The organism is Mannheimia haemolytica, assembly GCA_900638155.1.
Lineage (GTDB): Bacteria > Pseudomonadota > Gammaproteobacteria > Enterobacterales > Pasteurellaceae > Mannheimia > Mannheimia glucosida.
This window is the reverse complement of the sequence record LR134495.1, coordinates 858,260-878,412: the sequence shown is the minus strand read 5'-3', so window position 1 is coordinate 878,412 and position 20,153 is coordinate 858,260. Positions and strand designations below refer to the sequence as shown.

At 36.8% G+C, this 20,153-nt stretch carries 22 protein-coding genes; 3 read left to right on the top strand and 19 right to left on the bottom strand.

What is annotated here, in order from left to right:
• Nucleotides 1–132 precede the first annotated feature (132 nt).
• Together EL242_RS04555 and tsaA are read right to left on the bottom strand one after the other, a co-directional pair.
• Nucleotides 133–852: an SIMPL domain-containing protein gene (locus EL242_RS04555; protein WP_126301670.1), complete on the bottom strand. Its 720-nt coding sequence runs from the start codon at nucleotides 850–852 to the stop codon at nucleotides 133–135.
• Nucleotides 853–909: 57 nt separating this feature from the next.
• Nucleotides 910–1,647, bottom strand: a complete 738-nt coding sequence (gene tsaA, locus EL242_RS04550; protein WP_126301669.1) for a tRNA (N6-threonylcarbamoyladenosine(37)-N6)-methyltransferase TrmO — start codon at nucleotides 1,645–1,647, stop codon at nucleotides 910–912.
• Between the two features lie 179 nt (nucleotides 1,648–1,826).
• Here tsaA and EL242_RS04545 point away from each other — a divergent pair, with 179 nt between their 5' ends.
• Nucleotides 1,827–2,735 (top strand): 1,4-dihydroxy-2-naphthoate polyprenyltransferase, encoded by a 909-nt coding sequence (locus EL242_RS04545; protein ID WP_126301668.1) that lies wholly within the window; start codon nucleotides 1,827–1,829, stop codon nucleotides 2,733–2,735.
• A 51-nt stretch (nucleotides 2,736–2,786) separates the two neighbouring features.
• Here the strand turns inward: EL242_RS04545 and EL242_RS04540 are convergent, their stop codons facing one another.
• The 5 genes from EL242_RS04540 to EL242_RS04520 form a co-directional block, all read right to left on the bottom strand.
• Nucleotides 2,787–3,770 (bottom strand): DUF3298 domain-containing protein, encoded by a 984-nt coding sequence (locus EL242_RS04540; protein WP_126301667.1) that lies wholly within the window; start codon nucleotides 3,768–3,770, stop codon nucleotides 2,787–2,789.
• A 93-nt stretch (nucleotides 3,771–3,863) separates the two neighbouring features.
• On the bottom strand, nucleotides 3,864–5,735 hold the full coding sequence (rpoD, locus tag EL242_RS04535; RefSeq protein WP_126301666.1) for an RNA polymerase sigma factor RpoD: 1,872 nt from the start codon (nucleotides 5,733–5,735) through the stop codon (nucleotides 3,864–3,866).
• Between the two features lie 274 nt (nucleotides 5,736–6,009).
• Complete coding sequence (gene dnaG, locus EL242_RS04530) at nucleotides 6,010–7,758, bottom strand: DNA primase (RefSeq protein WP_126301665.1); 1,749 nt, start codon at nucleotides 7,756–7,758, stop codon at nucleotides 6,010–6,012.
• A 153-nt stretch (nucleotides 7,759–7,911) separates the two neighbouring features.
• Nucleotides 7,912–8,127 (bottom strand): 30S ribosomal protein S21, encoded by a 216-nt coding sequence (gene rpsU / locus EL242_RS04525; protein WP_006252283.1) that lies wholly within the window; start codon nucleotides 8,125–8,127, stop codon nucleotides 7,912–7,914.
• Between the two features lie 147 nt (nucleotides 8,128–8,274).
• Nucleotides 8,275–8,871, bottom strand: coding sequence for a Uma2 family endonuclease (locus tag EL242_RS04520; RefSeq protein ID WP_126301664.1), 597 nt, complete (start codon nucleotides 8,869–8,871; stop codon nucleotides 8,275–8,277).
• Nucleotides 8,872–9,011: 140 nt separating this feature from the next.
• On the opposite strand from EL242_RS04520, the gene EL242_RS04515 reads away from it, so the two are divergent.
• Nucleotides 9,012–10,268 carry an O-antigen ligase family protein gene (locus EL242_RS04515; RefSeq protein WP_126301663.1) on the top strand — a complete coding sequence of 419 codons (1,257 nt, stop codon included), beginning with the start codon at nucleotides 9,012–9,014 and terminating at the stop codon, nucleotides 10,266–10,268.
• Between the two features lie 177 nt (nucleotides 10,269–10,445).
• On the opposite strand, the gene rfbB is transcribed toward EL242_RS04515, so the two are convergent.
• From rfbB to EL242_RS04465, 9 genes are all read right to left on the bottom strand, one after another.
• Nucleotides 10,446–11,453, bottom strand: coding sequence for a dTDP-glucose 4,6-dehydratase (gene rfbB, locus EL242_RS04505; protein ID WP_126301662.1), 1,008 nt, complete (start codon nucleotides 11,451–11,453; stop codon nucleotides 10,446–10,448).
• Nucleotides 11,450–12,031 carry a GTP pyrophosphokinase gene (locus tag EL242_RS04500; RefSeq protein WP_006249516.1) on the bottom strand — a complete coding sequence of 194 codons (582 nt, stop codon included), beginning with the start codon at nucleotides 12,029–12,031 and terminating at the stop codon, nucleotides 11,450–11,452. The genes rfbB and EL242_RS04500 overlap by 4 nt, the downstream gene beginning before the upstream one ends.
• A 20-nt stretch (nucleotides 12,032–12,051) precedes the next feature.
• Nucleotides 12,052–13,323 (bottom strand): sugar transferase, encoded by a 1,272-nt coding sequence (locus EL242_RS04495; protein ID WP_126301661.1) that lies wholly within the window; start codon nucleotides 13,321–13,323, stop codon nucleotides 12,052–12,054.
• Between the two features lie 3 nt (nucleotides 13,324–13,326).
• Nucleotides 13,327–14,136 carry a glycosyltransferase gene (locus EL242_RS04490; RefSeq protein ID WP_126302712.1) on the bottom strand — a complete coding sequence of 270 codons (810 nt, stop codon included), beginning with the start codon at nucleotides 14,134–14,136 and terminating at the stop codon, nucleotides 13,327–13,329.
• Nucleotides 14,132–15,001: a beta-1,6-N-acetylglucosaminyltransferase gene (locus EL242_RS04485; RefSeq protein WP_172595346.1), complete on the bottom strand. Its 870-nt coding sequence runs from the start codon at nucleotides 14,999–15,001 to the stop codon at nucleotides 14,132–14,134. The genes EL242_RS04490 and EL242_RS04485 overlap by 5 nt, the downstream gene beginning before the upstream one ends.
• The gene (locus tag EL242_RS04480) at nucleotides 14,982–15,896 is read right to left on the bottom strand and encodes a hypothetical protein (RefSeq protein ID WP_126301659.1); all 915 of its coding nucleotides are present in this window, start codon (nucleotides 15,894–15,896) and stop codon (nucleotides 14,982–14,984) included. Before EL242_RS04480 ends, EL242_RS04485 begins: the two co-directional genes overlap by 20 nt.
• Before the next feature lie 157 nt (nucleotides 15,897–16,053).
• Complete coding sequence (locus EL242_RS04475) at nucleotides 16,054–16,998, bottom strand: glycosyltransferase family 52 (RefSeq protein ID WP_126301658.1); 945 nt, start codon at nucleotides 16,996–16,998, stop codon at nucleotides 16,054–16,056.
• Nucleotides 16,999–17,013: 15 nt separating this feature from the next.
• Nucleotides 17,014–17,520 (bottom strand): serine acetyltransferase, encoded by a 507-nt coding sequence (locus tag EL242_RS04470; RefSeq protein WP_172595345.1) that lies wholly within the window; start codon nucleotides 17,518–17,520, stop codon nucleotides 17,014–17,016.
• Nucleotides 17,521–18,645, bottom strand: a complete 1,125-nt coding sequence (locus tag EL242_RS04465) for an LPS O-antigen chain length determinant protein WzzB (protein ID WP_126301657.1) — start codon at nucleotides 18,643–18,645, stop codon at nucleotides 17,521–17,523.
• Between the two features lie 148 nt (nucleotides 18,646–18,793).
• Between EL242_RS04465 and erpA the strand changes: the two genes are divergently transcribed.
• Nucleotides 18,794–19,135 carry an iron-sulfur cluster insertion protein ErpA gene (gene erpA, locus EL242_RS04460; protein WP_126301656.1) on the top strand — a complete coding sequence of 114 codons (342 nt, stop codon included), beginning with the start codon at nucleotides 18,794–18,796 and terminating at the stop codon, nucleotides 19,133–19,135.
• A 107-nt stretch (nucleotides 19,136–19,242) separates the two neighbouring features.
• On the opposite strand, the gene yidD is transcribed toward erpA, so the two are convergent.
• From yidD to rpmH, 3 genes are all read right to left on the bottom strand, one after another.
• Nucleotides 19,243–19,566, bottom strand: coding sequence for a membrane protein insertion efficiency factor YidD (gene yidD / locus EL242_RS04455; RefSeq protein WP_126301655.1), 324 nt, complete (start codon nucleotides 19,564–19,566; stop codon nucleotides 19,243–19,245).
• Nucleotides 19,515–19,856 carry a ribonuclease P protein component gene (gene rnpA / locus EL242_RS04450; protein ID WP_232019694.1) on the bottom strand — a complete coding sequence of 114 codons (342 nt, stop codon included), beginning with the start codon at nucleotides 19,854–19,856 and terminating at the stop codon, nucleotides 19,515–19,517. Before rnpA ends, yidD begins: the two co-directional genes overlap by 52 nt.
• 74 nt (nucleotides 19,857–19,930) lie before the next feature.
• Nucleotides 19,931–20,065 carry a 50S ribosomal protein L34 gene (rpmH, locus tag EL242_RS04445; RefSeq protein WP_005599701.1) on the bottom strand — a complete coding sequence of 45 codons (135 nt, stop codon included), beginning with the start codon at nucleotides 20,063–20,065 and terminating at the stop codon, nucleotides 19,931–19,933.
• Between the last annotated feature and the right edge of the window lie 88 nt (nucleotides 20,066–20,153).

Sequence of the window (20,153 nt, the reverse complement as noted above, 5' to 3'; positions counted from 1 at the left end):
TGCTATAAAACATAGCCAATAAAATATGAGTATACTAAAAAAGTAAAGACGCATATTTCTTAATTGATAGTATAGACCGATTTTTTCCTCCAATTAAAGTAAAAATACAACTCTATACAAATCTATACATTTCTATTCAAATTCCACACTTCCTGAAGCGGTAGCTGAAATTGTGGTTTTACCTGCTTCTAACGGGATTTCATCCATAGATTTGCTTTGTGCCATTGATGAAACTGCATACATTGCTCTGTTTTCATAATATGGTCTACCACCATCATTTGGAGTTTGAATATTGATATTAACTAGCTTATATGTTTTCGCCCCTAAGGCTTTTTGAATCACATCAGCTTTATGTTGAAATTTACTGATAATTTCCAGCGTCATTTCATCTTCAAGGGACGCCATTTTCTCTGGCGATACACTAAAATCAATGTAACGAATCGCCACATCTTTACCTAAATTTTCCAACACCGCCGCCATTGCATCAAAATCTTTGCTTTTCAACTGAATGCTACCAGAGGTATCCCAACCATCAATATTCCCTTTGTTATTATAATTAACGTGATTAGTCACACCTTCAGCTTGTACTTCAATCGATGGATGTTTTTTTGCCTCAGCCAATACACGATTCAGGTTTTCAGATACAAATTTTTTCAGCTCCGGCAAGGATTTACCTGATTTTTGGCTATACACACTTGCCTGCATCACGTCCTTTTCCACCGTGCGAGAGACTTCGGTTGAGAAATTAAAAGAAGCCGGTTTATCTTTATGTTCCACGGTATGAGTTTCCGCTGAAGTTACCGCTGTTGCGACTGCAAGCGGTAGAATGGTAAGAAAATTTTTCAATTTCATAATCAGTCCTTAAAGGGGTTAAAAATCACTTCTTAGATCCCACTTAATTGGGAAAGTTCATTCAATCGAAAGCACAATCGCCTGCTCATCATTTTCAATTTGCCAACGAATATTGTAGCCGGCAAGGTTCATACCATAAACTCGCTCACTAGGTTTCCCTTGTTGATACGCTGGGCGAGGATCTTGAGCGATGACATCGGCAATAAAACTAAGTGGCTGCTCGATGCCAAATTTTGCAAAATGTCGGCAAAATTTGACCGCTTGTTTTGCCTCCTCGCTAAAACGCACCGCTAATCTTGCCTGTGGTTTTTGCTGGGCGAAGCCGGAAACCGCTTGTGGCTCACTATCTGCAAATGCAATGTAAGGCTTGATGTCAAAAATCGGCGTGCCGTTAACTAAATCCACGCTGCCTAATTTCAAATAAACTTCACTCCCCTCCGCCACCACCGCTTCTAACTTCACTTTCGATAAACCAAGCGGATTTGGGCGATGGGTGGCACGGCTGGCAAAGACCCCAACCCGCTCGTTCCCGCCCAAGCGAGGCGGTCTGACGGTGGCGTGCCACTCTCTTTCGGGAATGTGATGGAATTGGAAAATCAACCAAATATGGCTAAATTGCTCCAAGCCTCTGACTGCATCGGGGGTATTATAAGGCGGAATTAAACGTAGAATGCCTTTCCCCTCCGCTACCAAATTCGGCTGGCGAGGCACGGAAAATTTTTCATCATAGGGGCTTTCCACAAAACCGATAGGGTTTAATTGAATAGGGGTTAGTTGATTTGAGGTAGAGTTCATTACGCTTTTTTCTGTTAAAATAATCTAAAATATTGGACATAATGATATGAAATTGAGGATGGTGCAAGCGTCTACGCTTGTACCAATTCGTTTTACCATTTAACACAAGCGTGGATGCTTGTGCTATGGCTTAAATCCTTAACATCATTGTAAATGAAATTACGCTAAGATTATTCTCTATGAACAAAAATTCTCTTTTTTCGATTTGGTTTACCACCGCCCGCCCGAAAACTTTACCGCTGGCGTTAGCTTCAATTATTGTGGGTTCAGCACTTGCTCATTGGGCAGGGAAATTTGATGTTGTTACCACCTTACTCGCATTTATCACCACCATTTTATTGCAAATCCTGTCTAACTTCGCCAATGATTACGGCGACCACGTCAAAGGCTCTGACACCAAAGAACGAATCGGACCGCTACGGGCGATTCAGCACGGCGTTATTAGCGGTGAACAACTTAAGAAAGCCGTGATTATCTTAAGCCTGCTCTCGTTTGTTTCCGGTGTTGCATTAAGTGCCTATGCTTATGAAACAGTGCAAGATCTGTTTTTCTTTATCGGGCTTGGCATCGTCTCAATTATTGCCGCTATTACTTACACTGTCGGCAAAAAAGCCTACGGCTATTTGGGGCTGGGCGATCTGTTTGTGCTGATTTTCTTTGGCTTTGTGGCGGTAATCGGCGTGTTCTATCTACAGGCTCATAGCTTTCCGCCAATAATTCTGCTCCCTGCTTTCGGTTGCGGATTGCTGTCTGTGGCAGTGTTAAATATCAATAACTTGCGTGATATTAACCAAGACAGACAAGCCGGCAAAAATACCCTTATTGTGCGAATTGGCAGCCAAAATGGGCGGAAATACCACGTTTTCTTATTGGTACTAGCGGTCATTTCTTATCTGATTTTTGCCATTTCGGAATTTGAGCATTGGTATAGTTTCATCTTTTTACTTGCTGTGCCATTACTCGCAAAACACGCTCGTTTTGTTTATCAGCACCGAGATCCAAAAGAACTTTACCCGATTTTAGGGCAAATGGCAGGGTTGGCATTAATCACTAACTTATTGTTTAGTTTAGGGATTGTGTTGGGTTAATTGCAAAATTTAGGAAAAAAATAACCGCTTGTATCAACAAGCGGTTTGCTACTACTCTTCCCGTTTAAAGAAACCATCTTTCTCGCCACGTTGGTAATCTTTGTTAAATAGCTCATTTACTAAATACCAAGGCAAATTCACCTCTACATCACCTTCGGCATAAGGGCCTAACTCATAAGGCGGATAAACAAACACAACGCCATATGCTCCGAAATAGAACTCTGGCGAAATACGGAACTCTTTTTTATCCGCAAATCCGTTATATTTGCCATTTTCATCTACACGGAACATTGCATAACTTTCCCAAAGAGCATCTTTTAGCTTAGCTTGATTTTGCTTACTCACTAAATCATCTAATCGAATAACAGATTTCTTATTTAAATCTACATTAATGTACTGAGTATAGTGCAAGCCGTGAGCACCACCACTATAGCTATAAGGCTGCACGCTAAAGGTTACAATGTTGTTGCGTTGTCCGATAAAATCGCTATGAATACTTTCTTCATAACCGATAACAGGCTCTTCTTTCGCACTAACAACCAACGATTGATAAACTTCTTCACGATATTTTTTCAAATCATCTTCCGTTGGGTTTTGCAATTTTCGCCCAGCCTCTTCATTAGGATCGTAAATAGTTTTAAGCAAAAGCTGATTGAGCCACTCCACGTTGGTTTTTGGAATGCTTACGAAAGATTCAATGCGGCTTTCTTCAGGCATATACTCTTCTTTTTTCTCATTGTTATATTTAATTACTTCTTTCTTATCGAAGATTTTTACAATCTCAACTTGCAATGCCACATTTTTTTGGGCTTTTTCAAGTTCTGCTTTTAGTTTTTCGTTCTCAGCTTTAACGTTAGAAAGCTCAGTAAGCTCAATATCTTTCTTCTCTAATGTATCTTTTGTGCTTTTTAACTCATTACCCAACTGAACAATTTGTTTTTCGGCTTCTAATACCGTTTGGGTCATTTTGCCGTCTTCACAAGCTGAAATCAGAAATACTGAGCCAATTAAAAGTGCTAATAGTGATTTTTTCATCTCTCCCTCTTTTGTAAAAAATACGGTAAATATCACCGCTTGTTATACAGATTAAAACAAAATCCCCTATACCATCAGGCATAGGGGAAATGATTAGTCGTCTAAGAAACTACGTAAGGTTTCCGAACGGCTCGGGTGGCGAAGTTTGCGCAGTGCTTTCGCCTCAATTTGGCGGATACGTTCACGAGTTACGTCAAATTGTTTACCAACTTCTTCGAGTGTGTGGTCTGTGTTCATATCAATACCAAAACGCATACGCAACACTTTCGCTTCACGCGGGGTTAAGCCCTCTAACACTTCGTTCGTTGCCATACGCAGGCTCTCCGCAGTGGCGGAATCCAATGGTAATTCAAGGCTTTCGTCTTGAATAAAATCACCTAAGTGTGAATCGTCATCGTCACCGATTGGCGTTTCCATTGAAATCGGCTCTTTGGCAATCTTCAACACTTTGCGGATTTTATCTTCCGGCATTCCCATACGTTCTGCCAGTTCTTCCGGCGTTGCCTCACGCCCCATTTCTTGTAAACATTGGCGTGAAATACGGTTGAGTTTGTTGATAGTTTCAATCATATGCACCGGAATACGAATTGTACGGGCTTGGTCGGCAATCGAACGGGTAATCGCCTGACGAATCCACCAAGTTGCATAGGTTGAAAATTTATAGCCACGACGGTATTCAAATTTATCCACCGCTTTCATTAAGCCGATGTTTCCTTCTTGGATTAAATCCAAGAACTGCAAGCCACGGTTAGTGTATTTTTTCGCAATCGAAATCACCAAACGCAAGTTTGCTTCCACCATCTCTTTTTTCGCACGGCGAGCTTTTAATTCACCATTGGAAATACGCCCACCAATTTCACGGATTTGGGCGATAGTTAAGCCTGAGGTTTGCTCCAAATTCTGTAAGTTAGCAATATTCACTCGAATATTATCGACATAATTGGCAAGTTTTGGTGCTGCATTTTTCTTTGCATTAATCGCTTTTTCGATCCATGCTTCGCTTAATTCGTGCCCTTGGAATGCTTTTAAGAAGTCCGCTTTTTTCATGCCGGCATATTCCACTGCATAGCGTTGAATTTGACGTTCTTCAGTGCGAACCTGTTTCATCAGTTTTTGCATAGAAGCAACCAATAAGTCAAATTGCTTCGGCACCAAACGGAATTCACGGAAAATATGAGATAAAATTTCAATTTGCTCTTTCGATTTTTTACTGGTTCGCCCGTGTTTTTGAATGACCAATAACACTTTTTCGTGTTGGCTGCGTAGGGCTTCAAATTTTTCGCGGGCAAGTTCCGGGTCAATCGAGCTGTCATCACTGCTGTCTGAGCTGCTATCACCGTCTTCATCTTCGTTTTCATCATCTACATCAGGCACATCAGAAGATTCTTCATCTTCACCTAAAGCAGCCTCAATATCCTCTAACGGTGCTTCTTCTAAAATATTAGGATCGACAAATGCTGTCACTAAATCAGAAAGGCGCATTTCACCGGTTTCGACTTGAGCATAGCAGGCTAACAGGCCACTTAAGGCTTCCGGATATTCCGCAATCGCACATTGAACTTCGTTAATCCCTTCTTCAATGCGTTTAGCGATATCAATCTCACCTTCACGGGTTAAAAGCTCAACTGTCCCCATCTCACGCATATACATACGCACAGGGTCAGTAGTTCTACCTAACTCTGATTCTACAGTTGAAAGCACTTTGGTGGCTTCTTCTACCACATCTTCATCGGCGATATTTTCAGCGAGTAGTAAATCATCCGCATCAGGGGCAGCCTCTAAAACTTGGATACCCATATCGTTGATCATCTGAATAATATCTTCGATCTGCTCCGCATCCACCAACTCTTCCGGTAAGTGGTCGTGCACTTCAGAAAGCGTTAAATATCCCTGTTCACGCCCTTGACTGATCAGAAGTTCTAATTGAGATTGCTGTTCTAATTGTTGATCTGCTTGGTTTTCCATAGTCTATCCGTTTATTATGCGAGCAAAAATAGTAGTGGATTATACCACTAAATTTGGTTCGACTTCATAAATTCACAAAAAAATTCTATTTTTCTAATTTACGCATCGCTTTGATGCTTATGAGAACAGAGAGGTTTGGCAATAAAAAGAGGCGCAGTAAGAGAGATAACTTTCTTTTTATTCTTAGATAGAATTAATTATTTTCTTCGTTCATTATTCCTGCCAAATCTCCCCCCCTCTTTGCTAAAGAGGGGAATTATTCGAGCTTAAAATTCTACTGAAACATCAAAAGAGCATACTCTTTTTTCTCATCATCGGTTAAGCCCACCGTTCGGTCTTTGGCAATTAGCTCTTCTTTGCGTAATTCCACTAATTTAGCGTAGAGAAAATCGAGGGTGTCAATAAATGTTCGTTCGATATTTTCGGGTAATTCTAAATGATCCCAATTTGCGAGGGCTTCAACAATCTTATATTGGGGATCTTCCCGATAATGTTCAAGTAGCCCACCCATACTGATACCTGCATTTTGCTGACAAGTTGCGACAATATCGGTTAGTAATGCAAAGCCCGGATCTTTTAAGGAGGCTAAAGCACTTACATCGGGTACGAATTTCACCAAATACGGATTTTGAATCAATAACGCAATCAACAGCCGCATTGGCGTACGTTTCATTTTGACCGCTTGATGTAAAGGCTTCTCTGCCGCTTTTTTCGTCGGTAACAGAGCTTCTATCTGCGTTGGGTCTAAAATGCCTAATTTCTGCCCCAAAATATTGCGTAAATACACCCGTAACATCTCGCCTGGAATGCGATTGATTAAGGGAACAGCTAAAGCGGCGAGTTTTGATTTCCCTTCTTTGGAGGAAAGATCCACATCCGCCAACAAACTGTCAAATAAGAAATCGCTTAATGGCTTGGCATTCTGTGCCACATATTGCTCAAATCCAACCTTACCTTGAGAACGAACAAAAGTGTCCGGATCTTCGCCATCGGGCAAGAAAATAAATTTCAGTTGGCGACCGTCTTGCAAATAAGGCAACGCATTTTCTAACGCCCGCCAAGCTGCATCTCGACCGGCTCTATCGCCATCATAACAACAGACAATTTGCTCGGTGCAACGAAACATTTGCTGAATTTGTTCACCGGTAGTTGCCGTGCCTAAAGAGGCGACTGCGTTATCCACGCCGAATTGGGCAAGGGCGACCACGTCCATATAGCCTTCCACCACGAACAGATAATCCGGCGTTTCATTGACTTTCAGTGCTTGATACAAGCCATATAACTCACTGCCTTTGTGATAGATCACTGTTTCGGGCGAGTTCATATATTTCGCCCCTTGCTCATCATTCGGCAACACCCGCCCACCAAAGGCAATTACCCGTCCACGCTTATCTCGAATCGGGAACATTACCCGATTGCGAAATTTATCGTAAATTCGACCGCTATCATTTTTGGTTAAAACGCCCGTATCGAGCAATTTCTGAATATCTTCTTGTGATTGCCCAAAAGTGCGTAGGGCGGCATCAAAAGCATTTGGAGCAAAACCAATTTCAAAGCGTTCGATAATCTCTTCAGACAAACCTCGTTGCTGTAAATAGCTTTGTGGCTCAATCTGGTGCGATAAATTCTGCTGGTAGAACTTCGCCACCGCTTCCATCAATTCATAAAGATTACGCTTAGTTTTAAAATTAGCTTGAGGCTTGCCGTCACGCTCAATCACATTCTCTCTCGGCACTTCCAGCCCGTGCATTGCCGCCAGCTCTTCAATCGCTTCCGGAAATTCGAGTTTGTCATAATCCATCAAAAAGGTGATGACATTCCCGTGTACGCCACAGCCGAAACAGTGGTAAAACTGCTTGGATTGGCTCACAGAGAAAGAAGGTGTTTTTTCGTGATGAAAAGGGCAGCAGGCTTGATAATCACGTCCTGCTTTTTTGAGCTTAACCCGACTGTTGATGACCTCAACAATATCGGTACGAGCGATAAGATCATCAATAAACGAACGTGGGATTGTGCCTTTCATTGATTTCCTCCTGCTCTTTGAATGATACAAGCGGAGCAATTTTGCAAATTTTTTGCAAAAAACAACCGCTTGAAATAGAAACGTTAAAAACACCAAAACCGTGAGCCTAACGGAATCACGGTTTCGATATAGTTTGCTAACCAGCCTAACTAATTAGTATAAACGTGTGTTACGTGCGTTCTCACGGAAATTACGTTTAGCGTGACGTTTAGCAAGTGATGCTTTTTCACGTTTACGAATTGTTGTCGGTTTTTCGTAGAATTCACGAGCACGAACTTCAGCTAAGATACCCGCTTTTTCGCAAGAGCGTTTGAAACGACGTAATGCTACGTCAAATGATTCATTTTCACGAACTTTAATTACTGGCATATGCCATCACCTCAGAAAAATATGATTAAATTAAACCGCACACAATATTGGCGGCATAGAACAAAAAAGGTAGTGCATTCTACCTTAAGCACTTACATAAGTAAAGTAGTATTGTGGCATAAAACCGCCGCATTATGTTGCATCTTTCTACAGTTCGAATAATTTCTCGGTCGAAAAACTTAATGCCGGAAAGACCACAGAAGTTGCCTTCTCATCTTCTGCCACCGGCTGAATGCCGATATATTTACCGTTTTCCAACACAAAAATCTGAATGGTGCGGGTTTCAGGAGAAACAATCCAATACTCTTTCACCCCTTGTTCCTGGTAAAGTTCGTATTTGTCTTTCATCTCCCGTTTAGTATTACCCGGAGAAAGGATTTCCACCACTAAATCCGGTGCACCTACACAACCTCTTTCGTCTAATTTGCTAATATCGCAAATTACGCAAAGATCCGGTTGCACTACGGTTTTGACTTTTCCGTTTTGATCGGGAAAACGAACATCAAAGGGAGCGGAATAAATCTGACATTGATGATTGTCAAATACCTCTAAAAATTTTGCAGTCATCTTCATAGAAATTCGCTGATGAAAACGAGTTGGTGCCGGAGACATTGCCACAATCTTCCCTTTGATAATCTCCACCCGTTCTTTAAATTTCCATAGCAAATAATCCGCGTAAGTATAACTTCCGTTTGGATCTAATTGGCTTAAACTGGTAACTTCATTCATAGGTAATAAGCTCATATCTCCTCCTTTATCAAACATATAAAGATATTATGCCGAATAATCCCTCAAATTCAACAAAACTTTGCTAAAAAGAGATAGATAACCTTTATACCCTTAGTATAAAATGACAGCAATTTTCATTGTTTTAGGATATGTCGATGCACCTTAACTTCAAAAAAATAGACAACTCACATATTGCTCTTTTCTGTAATATACTAGTCGCCACATTTTTTATCACTGTTTTAACCTTTAAGAAAGGTTATAGTTATGTGCCAATGGCGTTAGGTATTATCGCTACACTTAGTTTCTTATTTTATCGTTTCAAATTAAAACAAAAGTGGTTACTTGATAAAGAGGATAAATTTTTTATTTTCTCGCTTATTGGCTATTTTCTAACGTTTGCAATGTCTGCTATTTTTAATGGCGATAGCATTCGTGAAATTGATAACCCTAGCAGAATCTTACTGCTTATCCCTCTGATTTTTTTCTTTAAACTTTATCCGATTAAAAAAGAAACTGTATTGCACTTTATACCGATTGGAGCGTTGGTAGCTGGTTGTATAGCAATATATCAGAGGTTTATATTAAATCTTAAATTTCCTTTCCCTGAAATAATGCGTATTCAATCGGGGAACATAGCAATATTATTATCACTATTTAGTATAGCAATTGCCTTTTATTGGCTTTCAAAAAAAAGAATTAAAACTGGCATTGCCTACCTGGTTTTTGCCATGTTTGGGTTATTTGCCAGTATTCTAACAGGAGCAAGAGGCGGCTGGCTTGCATTCCCATTTGCTTTCTTATTTATCCTATTTTTAAATTTAAGACAGCTAAATAAGAAAGCTATTTTCCTGATTCTATTAGCACTTATATCTTCACTCTCATTTTTTATCTCCAAACCAGAATTTGGCATACAAAAACGATATAATGCAGCTAAGAATGATATTATCGTATTTTTAGAAAAAGGAAATAGACATTCATCTCTGGGAGCTCGTTTTGATATGTGGGAAAATGCGCTTATCGGAATCCGTGAAAAACCGCTATTAGGACACGGTAGCACAGGCTATGAAACATTCAAAAAGAAACAGATTGAAACAAAACAAATGGCAAAAACAACGCTTAGATTTAATAGCTTACACAACCAATATCTAGAAGCCTTTGTGAAAAGAGGTGTAGTTGGTTTCATGGCACTAATGGCTATTTTAATTATTCCATTTTTTATTTTTGCCAGACGATTAAAGGCAGAAAATAGAGAGGTAAAATGTATGGCGATATTAGGCGTTGTACATATTATTTCGCATTCATTCTTTTTCCTAAGCCAATCATTTTTAGCCCATAATTCAGGCTCATTATTCTATTTCTTTGTGTTAATTTTACTCTACCATTTAGTCAAGCAGAACGAAGAGAGAATATGATAAAACAATAGAAGAAAGGCGGAAATATTTATTTCTGCCTTTTTATTCTGAATACTATATAAATCATATAAATTTTCCGTTGAGAAACTGAGAGTTGGGAATATAACCGAGGTGGCAACTTCATCTTCCACCACAGGATAAATGCCGGAATATGTCCTCTTTTTCTGCTTCTTACTACTAATTCCGATTAGCCAAATACCATTCCACTGTTTTACGCAGGCCACTTTCAAAAGTTTCTTTCGGTTTCCAGCCGAGTTCCTTTTCGATTTTTGAAGTATCAATTGCATAGCGGAAATCGTGGCCAGGGCGATCTTGCACATAAGTAATTAAATCAGCATATTGCCCTACAACAAGCGGGTTATTTGGCACCATTTCTTGCAAAATAGAACAGATAGAACGAACCACTTCGATATTGGTCTTTTCATTATGCCCGCCAATATTGTAGGTTTCGCCGATTTTCCCTTTTTGCAACACCAAATAGAGGGCGTGAATATGATCTTCCACAAACAACCAATCTCTGACCTGCAAGCCGTTACCGTAAACAGGTAGGGCTTTACCTTCTAAGGCATTTAAAATCATTAACGGAATCAGTTTTTCGGGGTATTGATATGCCCCATAATTATTGGAACAGTTGGTGATAATAGTCGGTAAACCGTAGGTGCGATGCCAAGCCCGAGCCAGATGATCACTGGCAGCTTTAGAGGCCGAATAGGGACTACTTGGATTATAAGGAGCTTTCTCGGTAAATAATCCCTCGCTTTCGGCTAAATCACCATAGACCTCGTCTGTCGAGATATGCAGAAAGCGAAACGCCGATTTTTGGGGTTCAGGCAGTGTATCCCAATAAGCTCTCGCTGCTTCTAATAAAGTATAAGTGCCGACAATATTGGTTTGAATAAAATCTGCTGCCCCAGAAATAGATCGATCTACATGGCTTTCCGCGGCTAAATGCATCACCGCATCAGGCTGATATTTGCCAAAAATCTCAGAAATTTGACCGCTTCCACAAATATCTGCTTTTTCAAAATGGTAGCGTTCGTGACGTGCGACACTCTCCAATGAGGCTAAATTTCCCGCATAGGTGAGCTTATCCACATTGATAACTGTGTGTGGAGTATGTTCAATCAGATAGCGAACTAATGCAGATCCGATAAAACCGGCTCCGCCAGTGATGAGGATGATCATAAAGGTGAATATGAAATTTGATTCACGAAATTTCGTTTGTATTTAATATGGCTTTGAATATTCTTTTCAGCATCTTTTTTATCCCAAATTTGCAATTCCCAAGGATAATAAAAGTTACTTGAATTCTTAAAATAAATATGAATACCCACATATTCATCTTTATCTCTCAAATACCAATTTTTTAGTCCATATTTTTCTTGCCAATAATCTAATGACTCCATTACTTGCTGAATCACTTCACTAGAAACAATAATACGAGCCCCAAAAATATCGTTGAGAATGCTATTTACTGGATAACCTTCACTACGCTGTTTAAAACGCTCGATTTTATCTAAAATCGATTCTGAGGTTTTTACTCGGTAAAAATAAGAAATTCCCTCTAAATCTGCACGATATAAATAATCATTAATAGATTCATGTAAATTAAGACGATAAGCTAAAATATGTGGCGTAGGCACTTTGGCAAAAGTATGCTTAAGATTCACTTTTTCAATCTTACCTGTTTCAAAGTAGTCTTTCGAAAAAGCTAAGTGCAACTTGTTGATTTCATCAATAAGTTTTTCTATTTTCTCAAGCATGCTATTCACTCTCTAATTTATTATCTTGCCCCAAATCCAGTCAGCATTGTTTTCAATGTTTTAAAAATAATTAAAATATCAAGCCATAAAGAAAAATGCTTAATATAGTAGAAGTCATGTTCTACTTTTACTTTTGTATCATCAACATCTGCTGCATAACCATGGACGACCTGAGCCCAACCGGAAATACCTGGTTTAACGATATGACGATAATTATAGAATGGAATTTCCTCTTCAAATTTATCTACAAAGGCTTTCTGTTCTGGACGAGGGCCTATTAAACTCATATCGCCTTTTAGTACATTGAAAAATTGAGGCAGCTCATCAATACGGGTTTTGCGAATAAATTTACCAATACGAGTTACACGCATATCGCCACTTTGTGCAAATTTAGCACCATCTTTTTCGGAGTCTTTACACATACTACGAAATTTATAAATATTAAACTCCTTTCCACCTTGCCCAACGCGCTTTTGAATAAACATTGCTCCACCTTCACTTTCTAAGCGAATAGCAATAGCAGTGATTGCCATAATAGGTAAAGTAATGGGAAACGTAGCAACAATCAATGTAATATCAATGATACGCTTCACTAATGAGTAAATTGGAGAAGGAAGTAATGAACCTAAGTCATTTTCATACATATGGCGAATTTTTACACGTCCGGTTAAAGACTCCTCAAGCTGGCGAACGTTATATACAGGAATACCATTCAATGTACATTTCGCTAAAAATTTATGCCATTCTGCGGGCAAATCAGGATAGTGTAAATCTACCGCAATAGAGTTAATTCTCTTTTCCCCCAATATTGGTTCACTTAATTCAATCCACTCTACATTCTGAATTCGGTTCAAATTGATAGCTCTTCCAAATGGAACCAAAGCGATTTTAGGAATAATCCAACTTCTCGAAAGAAAATAACCAATAAAACAAAATAGAATTGTGAGTATAAAGCTCGTACCTAGCAATGTATTAGAATAATCCAATCTAAATATCGTTAACACGATTAATAAAACCGCATACCAAGAAATAACTGTTGAGAAGACAAAACTTGCTGACTTATTACCTGGATATTTCATTAACACTCTTAAGCTGATAGCTATCATTACAAAGGCAAGAGAAGTCGCTATAATCGTATTAGAACGAGTTTCAATAGAATTAAATTTCTCTCCCCAAAAATAGATAGCGGGTAAGACACTTGAGAACATAACGCCCAAAATGCTTTGAACAGTTGTACTAAAAAAGATACGTTCATACCAACGAGAGTGTCTTTTCTTTTGCTGAATACTCATAATTTATCCTTTTCTTAATTTCTTATAAAGTCTACCTAAAAGAGATGTAGGCAGTAACCGAGGCAAGGCTCTAAGTATAAAAAACATACTTGATGAGATCAGTGATTGTAATCCCAACTCTTTTTTCAATTTTGCTAATTGATACTCACTCTTAATATATTCCCACCCTTTACGCCGAGCGTACATTGCAGAACCTGAGCGCACATTAACAAGCACATCTGGTAAATTATATACCTCATATTCCTGTGCAATAACTCGTAACCATAAGTTGTAATCTTCCATATAAAGATGGTGCTGATAACCTCCAACCTGCTCAATCACAGATTTTTTATAGGCTACTGCCATATGATTAAAAGGATTTCTAAGTAATGCTGAAACACGAATTTCATTATCATTAATCGGCACTTGTTTTATGCCAATAGACTCCATCATAGTTTCATCAAACTCTTCTACTTGACTACTTAGTAAAACCACATTTGGGTTTTGATAAATAAAATTAATTTGCTTTTCAAATCTAGTAGGTAAACAAATATCATCAGTATCCATTCTAAATACCCACTCATTAGCGCAATGCTTCAGCCCTTCATTTAATGCTCTTCCTAACCCTACATTTTGAGGTAGGCGTACGATAACAAGCGGTAGTTTCTCTGCAAAATTTTGCACTATACTTTCTAGAGTTTCTGATACCTCGCCATCAAAAACTAGAACAATTTCATTTGCCTGACAAGTTTGTTGTTTGAGACTTTCCAAACAAGATAATAAATAATCTTCTTTTTCCTTAAAATATAAGGACATTAACACTGAGAATTTAATACTCACTACCGCAATCTTTTTTAATATTTTCTAAATAATTTAATGCAATACCAGAGGAAACCTTACGAGCAATCCAATATTTAGAACGTTCTAAACTGACTAACTCTCCATAATTCAGATTTTCTGGGTGGTTCGCACTCCCAATAAATTTAATATAACGCTTATTATCATAAACAGTATCCTGCAAACCATTTTTTAATATTAGATATTGGAAAAAATGCTCATCAGGGACTAACTTATGACTAAAATAGGTTTCTTCATCTTCTGTTACTATAGATAATAATTGTTTCATTCCTTCTATATTTGCAGAAAACCACATATTTCCAAAAGGAGCTAATTTAATAAGTTCATTTCTTGGGTAAACTAACTTATCTATGAGCTGGAAACACTTCGTTAATAATCGTCCAATAATACTCCGCTGATATTTAGTATCAGCATGTGGTGCATTAAATCGAAGCCTATACCTACGTCTTAATGAGGAACTCAATTCTAAAAAAATGCTACTTTCGGGATAACTCTTCATCCTTTTTTCAATTAAAGTAATATCATCAAGAAAAATACAATTGCCAGAAATAAGATGGAAGTGTAAGTTCTCCTTATTCTCTAAAGCAACCCTCATCAGAGATAGTATTGATTGAACTATACTAAAACCACCCCAATTCACATCAACGCGTTTTTCCAACCAAAATACATTTTCTAAGTTAGGTGCAAAATCTTTTTTAATTATATCAATATCTGCCTTTCTATCTACATGGATATAAAAATTAGAATTAATCTCACTATTTGCTAATTTTGCAACATACGGTATTGGCTTATGACAAACAACTAAAATAGCAGACTTTTCACTATGCGATTCTTTTATCACGTTTATTACCATTAATTAAAAAAATAATATAAAATAAAATAACATCTAGGGGAGAAAACAATCCTAGCTGATCTAAGAATAGCCTAAAAAAATAAACCAAAGATATAAAAATATACAATGATTTTCCTGAAAGCAAAATATAGGTTAAGACACTTAAAATAAAAATCAGGTGAAAAATCCCATATCTAATGTGTCCAGCAATAAATGAGTTGTGTGGATTACTATCGAAAAGCTTAATAGTAGCACAGCATCCATCTAATTTAAATCCTAATATAAAATTATCCAAACTATATAAGATACCATTCTTATACTCTTGGATCATAACTGTTCTTTCTGACTCAACCCCATAAGAGAAACTTGTTTTTTCAATAAAAAATGACATTATTTGCTCTAGATTAAAAACAACTATGAATATCACTGCTATAATAAGAGCCAGCTTAAATAATAAATATCTCTTATTAAAAAAGTATAAATACATCATAATAACAAAAGAGATTATAATCCCACTTCGCCCATACAAGATGATACATCCTAAAAAAGTCACCATAGGATATACAATAGGTACTTTAATATTATCCTTATCGTAAGACAATATCAGAAGGCAGAAAAGAAATATATATATTGCACTAACATAATTTCTACTACCTTTTACAAAGATATTGTTGTAAAGATCAGGATCAGATAAACCAAACATGTAAAAATAATATAAAATCATTAGACTATAAGCCCAAAACATTACTTTTATATAATTGTAAAATCTATCAGAAAGATATAAAACATAGGCGGAAAGAAATGCAAAAACACCTAATAGCACATTATAAGCATTTAGAATGAAGCTATTCTCCCTTGAGGACATAGAAAAAATCAAGAATATAGAAACAACAAAAATAGACATCAGAAATATAGTCTTATTTACTTTCCTTATAGTAAAGAAACTAGCGAAACCTATAAAGAAATAGCAAAGTAAAAATATATAATTTTCGAACTTCAAATACAGAAAATATGAAACAAACTGAAAAAAAAGCAAATATGAAATAAAGTAACTCTTTATATTATTCATCTATCGTCCTTATTTCAATATTATTTTCCCTAAACAGCCTATAAACACCAATAAAACTATCAGGTACTTGACTAGAAAACAATGAAATTACATTAACTCTATTTAGATCCTTTATATTCATAACGACCGTACTAAAGAAAGTATAAACATTTATATCTGCACTAACATTACATTCAAGATATTCAACCAAATAGTCTTCAAAAATTCTATTACTGTAGATATATTCAACATTATCAAAAAAATCCTTCTCTCGAGGATGTGGATAGTAATAATCTATTTTCTCATCTTTTAAGAAAGAGATAACTGTATTCTTATCCACTTTTATTTCAGATAATGGTTGACCAACAAATATCTTAACTACTTTATCTACATTATATGATTGAATAACATTAGGCTGAATAAATGGAATAAATTCCGTATTCTCTATTATATTGCTATTATTTTTAAAAATAGTATAGTGGAATATACTATTTTTACGATATAACGATACGGTATCTTTTATTCCGAATATCCTCCTAAAAACTTTCTCAAATAATGAATAAGATTTATCTCTGTAATAAGAACTATCTGCTAGTAAATTAATTGTTCCATCATCAAATGTGTAAAGTTCCTGATATTCTATACTGCTTGTAATAAGTTGAATATATGAACAGTCAATACTTGCAAGATAGCACGAGGAAAAATCATATTTACTCAACAATGAAACAAATAATTTTAGTCTTGCCATTGCTTTAATTCTATTAAATAGACTAGAATTATCAATCAAGAAAAAGTAAGACGCATTACACAACGAACTTAACCGATTATAATAGTAACGAAATTTATCATTATCATTATAAGCAATAACAACTAATATATTATTTTTAAGTTGTTTTTTCTTAATAATTGTTTCAGCAATCAACATTTGCAAAGGTGTTAAACAGATAATTAAATTCATATATTTGGTGCGTTTTTAGCTCTTATTTTCAAGAATCTTATTAAACCCAACAACAATAGAATTGTCTGGCACATTTTTAGTTACAACTGCATTGGCTCCAATAATACAATTTTCACCGATAGTGATATCACCAAGGACCTTTGCTCCTGTACAAATAATTGTATTTTTACCTACTATTTGTTTACAATCTATACCTCGCCTTTCTTGATTAAACCTTAAAGCACCGAAAGTAACATTTTGGTGGATAATAACACCATCATTTAAAACTGCACTGCCACCAATAACAATACCCAAAGGATGGCGAAATTCAATATTTCCTAATTGACAACTAGGTGTAATATCGCATGCATATTTATAATAAATTTTTTTATGATAATGATTGACTAATAGTATATAAAAAGGCTTTATATATTTATTACTACTTTCTTTACGTTTAAAAAACTTATGCATTTTACGGATATCAATCAGTAACTTTTCATTAAAGCTTTTAAAGAAAATAGAAAGAATAAAATTACGCAACATTTAGCTTTTTCCACGATTTAATAAGCGAGAAACTAAGATAATAAGACTTGATACTACACCACCTAATATTGCACCTATTAATAAAATAATTACCTTTTTAGGTTTATCTTTTATTACAGGATAATCCGGCGAAGCTTGGTAACTAAAAGTTTGTGTTTTAACTGTCTTTGTTTTTTCAAATAACGGCTCTAGTTGCTTAAGTTGGTAATCAATTTGATAATAACGTGGTGGATAAACAACACCTTTCTCATTAGCCACATCAATTTGAGCCTTTAGGTATTTTTCCCCTAACATAAATAAATATGAACTATCTGCTAATTTTGAATCAGAAAGGGAGATTTTAGTATCACTTAAAGCTGCTGCAATATTTGATGCATCTGATTGATTAAATGCTTTTGAATATTCTTTAATACCTGCTTTTTGTGCAGTTTCATAGGCTTTATTTAAGTTTTCCAACTGAACCGACTTATTCACAGATAAATCTTCCTGAATTAATGATTTTTCATATTGTAATGCAGTAAGCACATTTTGGAAATCAACTAAAAAATCTTCTAATTCAACAGTAAATGCTTTGTTATTGATGAATTGAATTAACTCACCAAGAGTATCTTGTGCCTCTACCGGTGTTTCTGCAGAAAAAGATAGTGTACGACCTATCGCATTAGGCTCTTTCTTAGGATCAGGAATAATAAAGCTGGTATTTTCATTACTCAAATTGGATAAAACTGTGCGTTGCCCCTGCTCATCTTTTCCTTCAGCTAAAGTCTTATACACATTGGAAGTGATAAAAAATTCATTTTTAGTATCTTGAGATTGTGCTAATCGGTTAAAATTGTTGAATAGTCTTACAGATAATGCATTTGGGTCAATAGGCTCTACACGCAAAATACGATTATACTCTCGGCGAACATTTAAGTACTCGCCTAACTCTGTTAATTTAGGGGCAATAACTGTTGCCTTAGACGTCCATTGCTCTTTTGCAGTAAATGCATAAATACCGGCAAGTAATGTAGTAACGAATGTTGTTATAACAATCCACCATTTTTTATCCCATAGAGCACGAAAAATCTCAATTAAATCAATCTCATCCGAGCTTTGCTCATGACTTTTTACTGAATCTGCCATAGTTTCCTCTAAAATTTGCATGTTTCTGTACAGCATTATACATCATTTTCTTATTTCCACTGCATTCATTTACTCTTTTTTAAGATTGCACTTCCTATGTAATTATTAGATAATATCCAATCACAGTAAAATTTTGATCTAAAACAAAATGAGCGATATTCAAATTCCTTTAATCTTTACTGATGCGGCGGCACGTAAAGTAAAAAGCTTAATTGAGGGCGAAGAGAACCCGAATCTTCGCTTGCGTGTGTATATTACGGGTGGGGGCTGTAGTGGGTTCCAGTATGGGTTTACCTTTGATGATCAAGTCAATGAGGGAGACCTTACCATTGAGAACCAAAATGTAGGCTTGGTGGTTGATCCTATGAGTCTGCAATATTTAATCGGAGGTACGGTAGATTATACCGAAGGCTTAGATGGTTCACGTTTTGTAGTGAACAATCCAAACGCAAGCTCAACCTGTGGGTGTGGTTCTTCCTTTAGCATTTAATTCACTCGAATTATTGCCTTATTCAACAATATCAGTCTCACAAGTAAATTTTTTGCTAAAAATGACCGCTTGTATCAAACAAAATAGCCTAACTTATTGAGTTTAGGCTATTTTTTATCATTATGTTTGCAGTTGCCTTTACAACAAGGTGGGACAGGATCTTCGCCTCCCTCACTCAAAGGGTTGCAACGTAGAATCCGTTTAAAAGCTAAATATCCACCTTTGATTGCTCCGTGAATTTTAATTGCTTCAACAGCATAAGTTGAGCAGGTTGGGTAGAATCGGCAACGAGGTCCAATCAATGGGCTGATGGCATAGCGATAGAAATAAATCGGTAGTAAAAGCAGTCGGGCTAATATGCTGATTTTATCCGGCTGAGTTACGGATTCTGCTCTACCGGCTTTTTGCTCAGGCGAATGTGTCTTGCCCATAGTTTTTCCAATGTTTCAAACAGCGTTGCATTGCCTAATTTGCCAATGCCGCCTTTTGCTACAAACACAAAATCAAAATTCGGCAATTCATGTTGCTTAAGGCGAAAACTTTCTCTCACAATGCGTTTAATGCGATTGCGATCGTGAGCTCGTTTGAGATGTTTTTTAGCAACGGTTAAACCGAGACGAGGATTATCTACTGTATTCTCTCTCGCAAGAAGGGTCATTTGAGGGGTGCTAGCTCGAAGTGGTTCTTCAAATACCGCTTTAAATTGAACGGGAGCTAACAAACGCAGCTCCCGAGAAAAATTTAGCTTCTTCACACTTAACTTAATTAGAAAGGTGTTTTGGCTGAGTTCTGCAATTATGCAGATAAAGATTTACGACCTTTAGCACGACGACGTGCTAATACTTGACGACCGTTTTTAGTAGCCATACGAGCACGGAAACCGTGTGTACGAGCACGTTTTAATACTGATGGTTGAAATGTACGTTTCATTGCTTATCTACCTAAAAATTTAAAAAGTTGGCATACTCAATATTTCTGCCAAACAAGGACCATAAAAAAGAGTTGCAATTCTACAGGC